Below are 12,769 nucleotides of genomic sequence, written 5' to 3'. Positions count from 1 at the left end.
CACGCCTCACATAGCCACAACGGCAGCACCGGCCCGTGCGTCGTCATCAGCTCTCACCTGGCCAGTGACCCCGGTTGATCGGGATCTTGTGTCTGGCGCGGCAGGGCAGCTCGTTTCCGCATTTGCAGACGTTCCGCCACTTGATCCATGACCACACCGGCCTGTGCCTGCGAGCCAAGGTCATTGCTACCGCCGTTAGGTACTCCCTGTACGTCACATGCCGACCCATCCGCACTCCCGAGATGGTTCTCTAACTTGCAAGTCCAAGTTAAACGTACGGATGGAGTCACGGTTTGGGAACACGCCGTGATGGTCTACGTCACGCGACGTCAGGTCGGCCATACTCGGGCGATGGTCAATCCGACGATTCAGCGGCGGCGGCTCGGCAACGAGCTGCGCAGGGCGCGCGAGGCAGCGGGCAAGACGCAAGATGAAGCCGCCGACGTGATCGACTCTTCATCGAGCAAGATCAGCCGGTTGGAACTGGGCCAGTCCGGCATCCGCCTTACCGACCTCAAGCTGTTGCTCGACTTCTACGGGGTGGCCGGCGACGAAGCCGAGCCCTTGCGTGACCTCGCGCGAGCAGGTCGGCAGCGTGGGCGGTGGAGCGGCTACCGCAACGTCGTCCCGGACTGGTTCCGGCAGTACCTCGACCTTGAAGCCGATGCGGCAGAGATCCGGTGGTACCAGCCCGAAGTCATCCCCGGCATTCTTCAGGTCGAGTCCTACATCCGAGCGATGATCGACGGTGACGATGTAGATCGACAGATCGCAGTGCGGCTTGAACGACAGACGGTCATCGATCGCGAGGACGGGCCGGAGTTGAGCCTGATCCTGAGCGAGTCGGCGCTACGGCGAAACCTCGGTGACCGGGCGACCATGCGAGAGCAGTTGCTGCACATCGCAGAGGTCAGCCGCCGCAAGAACGTAACGGTGCAGGTGTTCCCACTCAACGCTGCGACCTACGTAGCCTCGTCATACAACTTCATCGTTCTGCGGTTCGGGGAGGCGTCGGACGTTATCTACGTCGAAACCTTCACCGACGCCGACTACCTTGACAGTCCCGAAGCCGTCCGGGCATACACTCGTTTATGGGATCGCCTCCAGGCGGCAGCCCTCGGGCCGGTAGAGTCCCGCAAGCTCATCCTGCGGATCGCAGACGAGATCAAATAGAGGTTGACCATGATGACCCCGGACCTCACTAACGCGGCGTGGCGGAAGTCCACACGGAGCGACAGCAACGGTGGCGCGTGCGTCGAGGTGGCAGGCAACCTGCCCGGCGTGGTCGGGGTCCGTGACAGCAAAGACCAGCAGGGACCGGTGCTGGCGTTCAACCCGGCCGCCTGGTCGTCGTTCGTCCAGGGGCTCAGGCGTCGGTGACTGGCCGAACGCCCCCCGTCCGCGTGGATGGGAGGCGCGGGCTGAGTGGCGCTTCGTGGCCGTAGCCACCCATGGGCTCCGACGCCCGTTGTCGTGCCACACGACACCTCGGCCGCGCTCAACCGTCGCCCTCAGTAGGACTTCTCCTGACCGAGGACGTGCTGGGCGACGAAGTTGAGGATCATCTCCCGGCTGACCGGGGCGATCCGGCCGGCCCGTACCGCGCCGAGCAGCGTCGCCACCCCGTACTCGGTGGTCATGCCGGCTCCGCCGAGGGCCTGCACGGCGGTGTCCACGGCGAGCGCGGCGGCCTCCCCGGCCGCGTACTTGGCCATGTTGCCGGCCACCCCGGCCTCCAGGTCACGGCCGGCGTCGTAGAGGGTGGCCGCCTTCTGGATCATCAGTCGGGCCAGCTCCACCTGCACCGCCGCGTGGGCCAGCGGATGCGACACCCCCTGGTGCGAGCCGATGCTCCGACCACCCCAGACCTTGCGGGTGGCGGTGTACTCACTGGCGCGCTCGATGGCGTACCGGCCGGTGCCGGCGCCCATCGCGGCCACCGTGATCCGCTCGGGGTTGAGCCCGGCGAAGAGCGCCGGCAGCCCGGCGTCCAACGACTCACCGAGCAGCGCGTCGGCGGGCACCCGCACGTCGTCCAGGTAGAGCAGGAACTGGTTCTCCGGGGAGACGATCTCCATGTCCAGCTTGGACCGGGTCAGCCCGGCAGCGTCGGTCGGCACCAGGAACAGGGCGGGCTTGAGCTTTCCGGTGGAGGAGTCCTCGGTCCTCGCGACGACGAGCACGTGACCGGCCTCGTCGACGCCGGAGATGTAGCACTTGCGGCCGTTGAGCACCCAGTCGTCGCCGTCCCGGCGGGCGACCGTGCCGAGGCGGTGGAAGTTGGAGCCGGCCTCCGGCTCGGTGATCGCGAAGACGATCTTCGCCGAGCCGTCCGCGAGACCGGGCAGGTGCCGTTTGCGCTGCTCCTCGGTGCCGTGGCGGGTGATCACGGTGGCCGCGATGGCGGGGGAGACCACCAGCAGCAGCAACGGACACCCGGCCGCGGCCAGTTCCTCGCAGACGATGGCCAGCTCGGTGATGCCGCCGCCCCCGCCGCCGTACTCGGTGGGGATGTTGACCCCCAGGTAGCCGAGCCGGCCGGCCTCGGTCCACAGCTCGCTGGTGTGCTCACCGGCCTTCGCCTTCTCGACGAAGTAGCCGTGGCCGTACCGGCGGCCCAACGCCCGCACGGCGTCACGCAGCTGGTCCTGTTCGGGGGTGAGGTCGAAGGTCATCGGTGGTCCTCCTCGATAACGGCCAGCACGGCGCCCGTCCGCACCTGACCGCCGGCTGGCACCGGCAGTTCGGCGACCACGCCGTCGACGGGGGCGAGTACGGGATGTTCCAACTTCATCGCTTCCAGCGTGAGCAGTGGATCGCCGGCCGCGACCCGCTGGCCGACCTCGACGTGCACCCGGGTCACCGCGCCCGGCAGCGGCGCGAGCAGCGACCCGGCCGCCAGCTCCACCGTCGGCAGCGGGAGACGCGGCAGCTCGGCCAGGCTCGCCGCCCCGTCCGGGCCGTCCACGAAGACCTGCGACCCCACCCGGTGTACGCGGAACGCCTGCCGAACCCCGTCGACGTCGAGCACCGCCCGGTCAACGGTGGCCTCCACCAACTCCACGGTGGACGCCCCGGTGTCGCGGTCGTCGGTGTCGCGTTCCACCGACCACTCGGCGAGCCGGCCGGTGCGGTCGAGGCGGTAGCGCACCCCGATCTCGCCGTCCGGGCCGCCGAAACGGGTGACCTGTGGGACGGCCGGCACGTTACGCCAGCCGGAGGGGAGCCCGGCGAGGACCGGAGCGTCCTCCCGACGCCGCGCGGCACCGGTGAGCGCGGCGGCGAGCGCGGTGACCGGGAGTCGGTCGGCGGGGAGCAGCGGGGCGAAGACCTCCGGGTGCCGGTCCAGGAAACCGGTGTCGATCTCGCCGGCCGCGAACTCGGGGCTGCGTAGCACCCGGACCAGCAGGTCGCGGTTGGTCGCCACCCCGTGCAGCTCGGCCCGCGCCAGCGCGCCCGCCAGGGCGCGAACCGCCTCGCCACGGGTGGGTGCCCAGGCGATCACCTTCGCCAACATCGAGTCGTAGTGGACGCCGACCGCCGAACCGTCTACGACTCCCGAATCGAGACGCAGACCCGCCCGCTCGATCCAGCGGAACTCGCGGTCGACCCCGGGCACGTGAAAGCGGTGCAGCGTGCCGGTGGCGGGCCGCCAATTCTGCGCCGGCTCCTCGGCGCAGAGCCGCACCTCGATCGCGTGGCCGCGGGTGTCGGAGTCGTGGTGCTGCGCCGGCAGCGGCTCGCCCTCGGCGACCAGCAACTGCAAGCGGACCAGGTCCAGCCCGCCCGGCGTGACCAGCTCGGTGACGGGGTGCTCCACCTGGAGCCGGGTGTTCATCTCCAGGAAGTAGATCGCCCCGTCGGGCGTCAGCAGGAACTCGACAGTGCCCGCGCCCACGTAGTCGACAGCTCGCCCGGCAGCCAAGGCCGCCTCGTGCAGACGCTCCCGCACCTCGGCCGCCACGAGACCGGGCGCCTCTTCGATGATCTTCTGGTGGCGGCGCTGGATCGAGCACTCCCGGACGCCGAGGACGTGCACGGTCCCGTGCGTGTCCCCGAAGATCTGCACCTCGACGTGCCGGCCACGCTCGACGTACCGCTCGATGAAGACCGTGCCGTCGCCGAACGCCGCAGCCGCCTCGCGGCGCGCGGAGGCGACGGCCTCGGCAAGCGCGGCGACGTCCCGGACGATCCGCATGCCCCGGCCACCGCCACCGGCGGACGCCTTCACCAACACCGGGAAGTCGGTGACCTCGTCGGCATCGGTCCAGCTCGGCAACATCGGCACGCCCGCCTCGGCGAGCAGTGCCTTCGCCGCCAGCTTGTCACCCATCGCGGCGATGACCTTGGCCGGTGGCCCGACCCAGGTCAGGCCCGCGTCGGTCACCGCCGCCGCGAAATCGGCGTTCTCTGCGAGGAACCCGTAGCCCGGATGGACGGCGTCCGCGCCGCTGCGCCGGGCCGCCGCCAGGATCAGGTCCACCCGCAGGTACGTCTCGGCGGGAGTGTCACCGGGTAGCCGGACCGCCTGGTCGGCCTCGGCGACGAACGGCGCGTCGGCGTCCGCGTCCGAGTGCACGGCGACGGTCTGCACGCCCATCGCCCGGCAGGTGGCGAAGACCCGGCGGGCGATCTCACCCCGGTTGGCCACGAGCAGTCTGGTGATCATCAGCGCTGCGCCTGCTTTCTGTTCGCGACTGCGGGACTCCGCTTCGCTGCATTCCTCGCGCTCACGGTGCCTGCTTTCTGTTCGCGACTGCGGGACTCCGCTTCGCTGCATTCCTCGCGCTCAGGGGTCAATGCCGGAAGACGCCGAAGCCGTCGGCGCCCTTCACCGGTCCGTTGTGGATCGCCGAGAGACAGAGCCCGAGGACGGTACGCGTGTCCCGAGGGTCGATCACCCCGTCGTCGTAGAGTCGGCCGGAGAGGAACAGCGCACCCGACTGCGACTCGATCTGCTGCTCGACCATCATCCGCATCGCCGCGTCGGAGTCCTCGTCGTAATCCCGGCCACGGGCGGCGGCAGCCTGCCTAGCCACGATCGACAGCACACCGGCGAGCTGCGCCGGGCCCATCACCGCCGACTTGGCGTTCGGCCAGGTGAACAGGAACCTCGGCTCGTACGCCCGGCCGCACATGCCGTAGTTGCCGGCCCCGTACGAGGCCCCGAGGTTCACCGTGAGGTGCGGCACCGTCGAGTTCGACACCGCGTTGATCATCAGGGCGCCGTGCTTGATGATGCCGCGCTGCTCGTACTCGGTGCCGACCATGTAGCCGGTGGTGTTCTGCAGGAAGATCAAGGGGGTGTCGGAGGCGTTGGCGAGCTGGATGAACTGGGCCGCCTTCTGCGCCTCCGCGCTGAACAGCACTCCGCGCGCGTTCGCCAGCACGCCCACCGGATAACCGTGCAGCTCGCCCCAACCGGTGACCAGCGAGTCCCCGTACGCCGGCTTGAACTCGTCGAAGTCGCTGCCGTCGAGGATGCGGGCCAGCACCTCACGCGGGTCGAACGGCACCTTCAGATCGGAGCTGACGATGCCGAGCAACTCCTCCGGGTCGTACTTCGGCGGCGTCGGCACGGTTGTCCGAGGAGGAGGGCCGTGCTTGTGCCAGTTCAGGCGGCGTACGCACTGTCGGGCCAGCCGGATGCCGTCCCGCTCGTCCTCGGCCAGGTAGTCGGCCAGCCCGGACGTGCCGGCGTGCATCGCCGCGCCGCCCAGCGACTCGTCGTCGGTGACCTCGCCGGTCGCCATCTTCACCAGCGGTGGCCCGGCCAGGTAGACCTGCGACCGGTCCCGAATCATGATCACGTGATCGGACATCCCCGGCACGTACGCCCCACCGGCCGTCGCGTTGCCGAACACCACGCTCACGGTGGGGATGCCTGCCGCCGACAGACGGGTCAGGTCACGGAACACCCGACCGCCGGGGATGAAGATCTCCGCCTGGCTCGGCAGGTCAGCCCCGGCTGACTCGACCAGGTTGACCATCGGCAGCCGGTTCGCCAGGGCGATCTCGCCAGCCCGCCGGGTCTTGGCGAGCGACCACGGGTTGACCGCGCCGCCGCGTACCGTCGGGTCGTTGGCGACGATCAGGCACTCCACGCCCTCGACGACGCCGATGCCGGTGACCACGCTGGCGCCGACCGGGAAGTCCGTGCCGTAGGCGGCGACCGGCGACAGTTCGAGGAACGGGCTGTCCGCGTCGACAAGCAGTTCGATCCGCTCCCGGGGCAGCAGCTTGCCGCGCGCGTGGTGCCGGCTCACGTACTTCTCGCCGCCGCCGGCGCGCGCCTGATCGAGCGCGGCATCCAACTCGGCCAGCCGCTCCAGCAGGGCCGCCCGGTTCGCCGCACAGCCCGGCGCAGCCGGGTCGATCACGCTGTCCAGAATCGTCATAGGCCCATGCCCTTCGCGATGATCTCGTTCATGATCTCGGTGGTGCCGCCGCCGATGCCGAGGATTCGCGCGTCGCGGTAGTGCCGCTCCACCTCGGCGTCGCGCAGGTAGCCGAAGCCACCGTGCAGTTGCAGCGCCTGGTCGACGACGTGGTCGCAGGCGGCCACGGCCACGTTCTTCGCCATGGCCACCTCGGTCACCACGGGCTCGCCGGCCGCTACCCGGGCGGCCACCTCGTGCACGTACGACCGGGCCGCCTCGGCCCGCGTGTGCATCTCGGCCAACCGGTGCCGGACCACCTGCCGGCCGACCAGCGGACGCCCGAAGGTCTCCCGGTCCCGACACCAGCGCACCGCCAGCTCCACGCAGCGCTGCGCGGTCGCGTACGCCTGCGTCGCCAGCGACAGCCGTTCCGCCGCGAAGTGCTGCATGATCGCCAGGAAGCCGGTGTTCTCCGCGCCGATCCGGTTGGTCACCGGTACCCGCACGTCCACGAAGGACAGCTCGGCCGTGTCCGAGCAGTGCCAGCCCAGTTTCTCCAGCCGGCGTCCCACGGTGAACCCGGGCGAGTCCTTGTCGATCACGAGCAGGGTCAGCTCACCGCTGCCGGGGAAGTCGGTGCACACCGCCGTCGTCACGAAGTCGGCCCGGTGACCGCTGGTGATGTAGGTCTTCGACCCGTTCACCACGTAGTGGTCGCCGTCCCGGATGGCGGTCGTGCGGATGGCGGCCACGTCCGAGCCGCCGTCCGGCTCGGTGATGGCCAGGGCACCGATCATCGTGCCGGCCAGGGTGGGTCGGACGTACCGCTCGATCAAGCTGTCGTCACCCGGCGACGAGGCGCCGGTGAGTCGACCGCCCAGCGATCCACCGGTACGGGCACCGGCGGCGGCGACCATGTGCGGCAGCGCGATGCCGTGCGTGAACAGGGCAGCGACCAGCCCGGACGACCCACCGGCGCGAATCAGCTCCTCGGTCACGATGATCGAGTCGAGCAGGTCGCCGCCGCTGCCGCCGACCGATTCGGGAAAGCCGATGCCGAGCAGGCCCAGCTTCGCGGCCGTGGCGTGCAGCGCCCGGGGGACCTCGCCGGCCCGCTCCCAGTCGTCCAGGTGCGGCAGCACCTCCCGGGTGACGAACGCCCGGGTCAACTCGCGAAGCTGTCGGCGCTCCGGGGTGTTCGCGATGCTCATGGCCTGACTCCTGCCGGCAGGTCGACGATCCGTGCGCGGAGCAGCTCGCCAAGCGCCTTGGCCTGCGGATCGAACCGGGTGGATGCGGCGACCCCGGCCCCGAGCAGGCCCTCGATCACGAAGTTCACCGCGCGCAGGTTCGGCAGCTCATAGCGCCGGACGGTCAGGTTCGCCGTCTCGGGCAGCAGCTCGGCCAACCGTTCGACGGTCAACCAGGCGCGCAGCCAGGCGTATCCGGCATCGGAGCGCGCCCAGACGCCGAGGTTGGCGTCCCCACCCTTGTCGCCGGAGCGCGCGCCGACCAGCTCACCGAGCGCCCCGCGCCGGGTCGGACCGGTGACCGCCGCGTCGCCGCCTGACGCCGTCTCGTCCGGCGTGATCGGTGCCGTGCGGACGGGCGGGGCGATCGGTACCCGCTCGCCACCGGGCAGGACCGCCACGTGCCCCACCTCGCCCTGCGGAACGGTGTCGGCCGTGAAGACGCCGTAGGGTGTCGCGTCGCCGGGCCGGGTGGTCAGCGTGCAACCCGGATACGAGGCCAGCGCCAGCTCCACGGCGGCGGCCGAGAACGCCCGCCCGGCCCGCGTCCGGTCGCTGTCGCGCAGGTGTACGTGCAGCAGGGCGCTGGCCGCCTCGGTGTCGGCGGCGTCCGGGTGATCGGTGCGGGCGAGGGTGAACTCCAGCCCGTCCGTGCCCACCGCCTCCTCGATCTGCCCGCGCACCAGGGACGCCTTCGCCTCGATGTCCAGGCCGCAGAGGACGAACGTCATCGAGTTCCGGAAGCCACCGAGGTTGTTGACGCCCACCTTGAGCGTGGGCGGCGGCGGTGTGCCCCGCGCACCGGTGACCTGTACCCGGTCCGGCCCGTCGGGGTGCAGCGTCACCGTGTCCAGTCGGGTGACCACGTCCGGCCCCAGGTACGCGGGCCCGCCGACCTCGTACAACAGTTGGGCGGTGACGGTCTCCACGGTGACCGCGCCACCGGTGCCCGGATGCTTGGTGAGCACGGCCGAGCCGTCGGAATGCACCTCGGCGATCGGGAAGCCGGGCCGACGCCCTCCGTCGGGCAGCTCGGTGAAGAAGCTGAAGTTGCCGCCGGTGACCTGCGCGCCGCACTCGACGAGGTGCCCCGCGACGGTGGCCCCGGCCAGCTCGTCGAGATCGTCACGGCCCCACCCGTACCGCGCGATGGCCGGACCGACCACCAGCGACGCGTCGGTGACCCGCCCCGTCACCACGACGTCGGCGCCGGCGTCGAGGCAGGCGGCGATCCCGAACGCGCCCAGGTACGCGTTCGCGGTGAGCGCGTCGGCTCGTTGGAGGGCGTCGCCCTCGACGTACCCGATCTTCGCGGTCAGGCCCAGGCGGCCGACGATCGCCTCGATGGCGGCGGCCAGGCCGGCAGGGTTCAACCCGCCGGCGTTGGTCACGATCCGTACCCCCCGGTCGAGGGCCGTGCCGAGGCACGTCTCCACCTGCCGCAGGAACGTCTTCGCGTACCCGAGGTCGGCGTCACGCAGCCGGTCCCGGCCGAGGATCAGCATGGTCAGCTCGGCCAGGTAGTCGCCGGTCAGCACGTCCAACTCGCCGCCGTCGAGCATCTCCCGCCAGGCGGTGAACCGGTCGCCGTAGAAGCCGGAGGCGTTGCCGACGCGGATCACGCCGTGCCTCCGCCGCGGCCGGCCGGCTCGCGGCCGTCGCCCGGCGGCCCGGCGAAGGCCTGCGCCACGTCGAGCCATTCGTCGGCGACCGGGCCGGTGGCCAACAGGGCGAGGTCCGCCCGGTGTCGGCGCCGGGTGACCAGGAGACAGAAGTCCCGGGCCGGGCCGCTCAGCCGGTCGGCGGCGTCCTCCGGCCCCCAGGTCCAGGTGCCGCCGCCCGGCGCGACCAACTCGACCCGGACCGGCGTCGTCGGCGCCTCCCGGCCGTGGGCGGCGAAACCGTGCCCGAGGGTACGCACACCGAGGTGCGCCACGTGCCGGAGGCGATCACTGGGGGCGCGGGCGACACCGAGGGTGTCTGCCACGTCCTCGCCGTGTGCCCAGGTCTCCATGATCCGGGCGGTCGCCATCGAGGTGGCCGACATCCGGGTGCCGTACCAGGGCAGCTTCTCGCCGGTCGGGACCGCGACGAGCGCGTCGGTGAGCGCCGTCCGGCCGGTCCGCCAGCGGGTGAGCAGGTCGACGGGTGGGGCGAGGAACGCCTCGGCACCGGCGTCGACCATGCGGGTCGGGTCCGGCGCGGTCATCACCGTGGCGTAGAACGCCTCGGCGTCGGTGGCGGCCAGCAGCGCCACGTGGTCGGTCCAGGCGAGGTGGGCGATCTGGTGCGCGATGGTCCAGCCCACGGCCGGCGTCGGGCGGGCCCAGTCGGCCACCGACAGGGGTGCCACCAGCGCGTCCAGGTCCGCGGATTCGTCGGCCAGATCCGTGAGCAGGTCACTGAGGTCGACCATGGTGCCTCCGGTCGGTGCGGGCCGGTGTGGCCGCGGTCAGGGCGTGAGCAGGGTGGAGAGTTGGCGTTTCCAGGTGACGAGCAGGGCGGTACGGCGGGCCGAGTCGTCGCTGAGCAGGTTGGCCACCCCGAGGCCGCGCATCAGGTCGAGGGTGGCCTGCACCGCCTCGCGGACGCCGGGGCGGCGCTCGTCGACACCGAGCAGGGCGACGGTGAGCCGGTGCATCTCCCGGCCGACGGTCGCCTCCAGCGGCACCAGGGCGTCGCGAAGCTCCCGGTCGGTGCGGGCGGCCACCCACAGCTCGAGCGCGGCCACGAAGAGCGGCCCGGTGAACGCCGCCGCGAGCAGGTCGATCACCCGATCCAGCCGCTGCGGGCCGGCCGGTAACGCCTCGGCCTCGGTGCGCAGCTCGTCGGCCCGACGCTCCGCGAGGTGCTCGACGGCGGCCGTGACCATCGCGGCCTTCGTGGGGTAGTGGTGCAACTGTGCGCCCCGCGAGACGCCGGCCCGGGCGGCCACGACGGTGGTCGTGGTGCCGGACCAGCCGTGCTCGATCAGGCAGTCGACGGTCGCCTCCATCAGACGGGCCTGGGTGGCGCGACTGCGCTGTTGTTGGGGGACACGCGTCGATGCGGTGGACACGGGAACAGCCTGCGGGGCGCGAAACAAACAGTCAAGACTGACTTTTACGGTGTTGGTGACCGACGTGGGCCGTGCTCTCCTGCCGTCAGGCGAAGAAGTCCTGGTCGTCGCCCATCCAGTCGTACTCGGGACCACGCCGGCCATCGCGGGCCGCCGGCCGAGGTCGCGGTGGGTCGGCGGCCGCAGGTGGGGCCGACGGCGGAGCGTCCCTCTTCGGAGGCTGGGGCGCGGGCGGCGATGGGGTCGGCGTCGGAGGGCTGAGCCCCTGAAACCGCTCGCGGATATCCAGAATGTCCCGCTGGAGGTTGACGATCTGGGTCCGCAGCCTCTGCTGGGCCTGATCGGACTCCTGCCGGTACCGATCGAGTTCCTGGTAGCGGCGATCCGCGATGTCGCGCGCATCCGCCAGATCGAGGCGCGTCTGCATCTCCCGCTGCTCGAGTTCCTGGTACTCGCGCTTCTTGTCCTCCAGAGCCGCCTGACTGTAGATCGCCTCTTCGTGGGCACTACGTACGCGTCGCTCAAGCGACTCCGCGGTCTCTTCGGCGGTGCGGACACGCTGCTGAAGCATGGCGACCAGACCGTCGAGTTCCTGCTTGGTCTGTCTGATGACCTGGTGGGTCGATTCGAGGGTGGTGTAGTCCTTCTGCAGCGAGTCGAGCTGACCCTGAAGACCGGCGACCTGATCACGAAGACGGGCGGAGAGCTCCTCGCCGCGTTCGAAGCTTTCCTGGAGCCGGCCGATCTCCTCCTGCAGCAGTAGTACACGAGTGGTGGGATCACGAGCCTCCTCCGGCGAGGAGATCGCGTCCTCCACTGTCGTCCCGTCGACGATCAGCTTGCCGGTGTAGCGAGGCGGCCTCTCCCGATGCAGGACGTAGTAGATGCCGGCAAGGCGTTCGGCGTGGTGCTCGTGCCAGCCCTCCTCGGCGTCGTCCGGAGCGCAGTGAGCGAGCACCCACTCGACGAGCTGCCACTTGGGCCGACCTTCGAGCTGCCGACTGATTGCCTTGTACGGATCTGAGCCGTTGGTGGCTTCCCGGACCTTGTCCGCCAGGCGTCGCATCGAGCCGTATCCCTTGCCGTGTCGAATCTCCATCAGCTCGCGGAGGGCGTCGCTCAATGGGTTCGTCGACTGCCTGAGGGTACTCACGACCGTATGTTTACAGGGGGCATCCGGATAAAGGCAGTCAACTTCCGGCTGTTAGGAAGTGTGCCGGCGCGCCGATCGGTCCATAAGGGACAACTTCCGCCCTTGAAGGACCTGTCGTCGATGAGACGCTGACTGATCGGACGGCAGGGGTGACTTTCCCGACGATCGGAATTGAGTGATTCTCGAATATCCGCCCGGGGGTGAATTCGACCGCCCTGATCGATCGGTGTTCTTGCCAGCGGCGAGATCCCGGCAGGTCCGCGTCGAGTCCCGACGACAATTCCCGATCTTCCGACAGGCCGGAACTCCGGTCCGTCCAGAGGGAAGTCGGGAAGTCGGAATCGGCGAACTTACACGTCTTCTGGAGATCCACTTGGGCGTGGTGCCATCTCTAGGCCAGCCGCAAACGCGTCGGCAACGCTCAGGGGCGTCTACCGCCTCGCGCTCACGATCGAGGTAGACGCCCCTGCCGGAACCCCAAGGGGGCTCAGATGGCGAGTATGACGGAACCGCCCGCGGGCACAGAAGACCTGTCCCCGCGCGACCGGGTGTCGGATCAGGTCGCGCCGGTCCAGCACAACGGCGGCACGTGGGCCGCCGTCGCCGTCGTCGTCCTGGTGCTCGGCGGTGCCGCCGGGCTCCTGGCGACCGGCCACACCCTGCACGAGTCACTGATCGGTGCCGGCGGCCTGGCGCTCATCGGCGGTCAGGTCGCGCGGCGCATCGTCGCCGACGCGGGGCCGCTGCCCACGATGATCGTGGCGTTCGCCGTCGCCGCGTTCGGCGGGGTGATCTGCGTGCAGGGCGCCACCCTCACGGAGGCCGTCGCGGGCGCCGGTCTCGGCGGCTTCGCCGCGGGCGAGGTCGCCGCCCGCATGTTCGGCACCGATCCGCGATCACGGCGTCGGGCATAGCGCCGATGACCGGC

The 12,769-nt window shown here is 70.5% G+C and carries 11 protein-coding genes; 3 read left to right on the top strand and 8 right to left on the bottom strand.

The window, feature by feature from the left end; genetic code table 11:
- Nucleotides 1-309: 309 nt before the first annotated feature.
- Together ABZU91_RS13350 and ABZU91_RS13345 are read left to right on the top strand one after the other, a co-directional pair.
- Complete coding sequence (locus ABZU91_RS13350; RefSeq protein WP_355238847.1) at nucleotides 310-1,173, top strand: helix-turn-helix transcriptional regulator; 864 nt, start codon at nucleotides 310-312, stop codon at nucleotides 1,171-1,173.
- A 12-nt stretch (nucleotides 1,174-1,185) separates the two neighbouring features.
- Nucleotides 1,186-1,380: a DUF397 domain-containing protein gene (locus ABZU91_RS13345; protein WP_355238844.1), complete on the top strand. Its 195-nt coding sequence runs from the start codon at nucleotides 1,186-1,188 to the stop codon at nucleotides 1,378-1,380.
- A gap of 131 nt (nucleotides 1,381-1,511) precedes the next feature.
- Here the strand turns inward: ABZU91_RS13345 and ABZU91_RS13340 are convergent, their stop codons facing one another.
- The 8 genes from ABZU91_RS13340 to ABZU91_RS13305 form a co-directional block, all read right to left on the bottom strand.
- Nucleotides 1,512-2,675 carry an acyl-CoA dehydrogenase gene (locus ABZU91_RS13340; protein ID WP_355238641.1) on the bottom strand — a complete coding sequence of 388 codons (1,164 nt, stop codon included), beginning with the start codon at nucleotides 2,673-2,675 and terminating at the stop codon, nucleotides 1,512-1,514.
- Nucleotides 2,672-4,669, bottom strand: a complete 1,998-nt coding sequence (locus ABZU91_RS13335; RefSeq protein ID WP_355238638.1) for a biotin carboxylase N-terminal domain-containing protein — start codon at nucleotides 4,667-4,669, stop codon at nucleotides 2,672-2,674. Before ABZU91_RS13335 ends, ABZU91_RS13340 begins: the two co-directional genes overlap by 4 nt.
- A gap of 127 nt (nucleotides 4,670-4,796) precedes the next feature.
- On the bottom strand, nucleotides 4,797-6,398 hold the full coding sequence (locus tag ABZU91_RS13330; protein WP_355238635.1) for a carboxyl transferase domain-containing protein: 1,602 nt from the start codon (nucleotides 6,396-6,398) through the stop codon (nucleotides 4,797-4,799).
- Nucleotides 6,395-7,591, bottom strand: coding sequence for an acyl-CoA dehydrogenase family protein (locus tag ABZU91_RS13325; protein WP_355238632.1), 1,197 nt, complete (start codon nucleotides 7,589-7,591; stop codon nucleotides 6,395-6,397). Before ABZU91_RS13325 ends, ABZU91_RS13330 begins: the two co-directional genes overlap by 4 nt.
- Nucleotides 7,588-9,252 (bottom strand): acyclic terpene utilization AtuA family protein, encoded by a 1,665-nt coding sequence (locus ABZU91_RS13320; RefSeq protein ID WP_355238629.1) that lies wholly within the window; start codon nucleotides 9,250-9,252, stop codon nucleotides 7,588-7,590. The genes ABZU91_RS13325 and ABZU91_RS13320 overlap by 4 nt, the downstream gene beginning before the upstream one ends.
- Nucleotides 9,249-10,046, bottom strand: coding sequence for a TIGR03084 family metal-binding protein (locus ABZU91_RS13315; RefSeq protein WP_355238626.1), 798 nt, complete (start codon nucleotides 10,044-10,046; stop codon nucleotides 9,249-9,251). The genes ABZU91_RS13320 and ABZU91_RS13315 overlap by 4 nt, the downstream gene beginning before the upstream one ends.
- Nucleotides 10,047-10,082: 36 nt before the next feature.
- On the bottom strand, nucleotides 10,083-10,688 hold the full coding sequence (locus tag ABZU91_RS13310) for a TetR/AcrR family transcriptional regulator (RefSeq protein ID WP_355238623.1): 606 nt from the start codon (nucleotides 10,686-10,688) through the stop codon (nucleotides 10,083-10,085).
- Nucleotides 10,689-10,773: 85 nt separating this feature from the next.
- Nucleotides 10,774-11,841, bottom strand: a complete 1,068-nt coding sequence (locus tag ABZU91_RS13305) for a hypothetical protein (protein ID WP_355238620.1) — start codon at nucleotides 11,839-11,841, stop codon at nucleotides 10,774-10,776.
- Between the two features lie 491 nt (nucleotides 11,842-12,332).
- Here ABZU91_RS13305 and ABZU91_RS13300 point away from each other — a divergent pair, with 491 nt between their 5' ends.
- Nucleotides 12,333-12,755 carry a hypothetical protein gene (locus ABZU91_RS13300; RefSeq protein ID WP_355238617.1) on the top strand — a complete coding sequence of 141 codons (423 nt, stop codon included), beginning with the start codon at nucleotides 12,333-12,335 and terminating at the stop codon, nucleotides 12,753-12,755.
- Nucleotides 12,756-12,769 lie beyond the last annotated feature (14 nt).

It is taken from the genome of Micromonospora sp. NPDC005174, from assembly GCF_040608495.1.
Taxonomy (GTDB): Bacteria; Actinomycetota; Actinomycetes; order Mycobacteriales; family Micromonosporaceae; genus Micromonospora.
The sequence above is the reverse complement of the archived record's forward strand: the minus strand, read 5'-3'. Positions and strand labels throughout refer to the sequence as shown.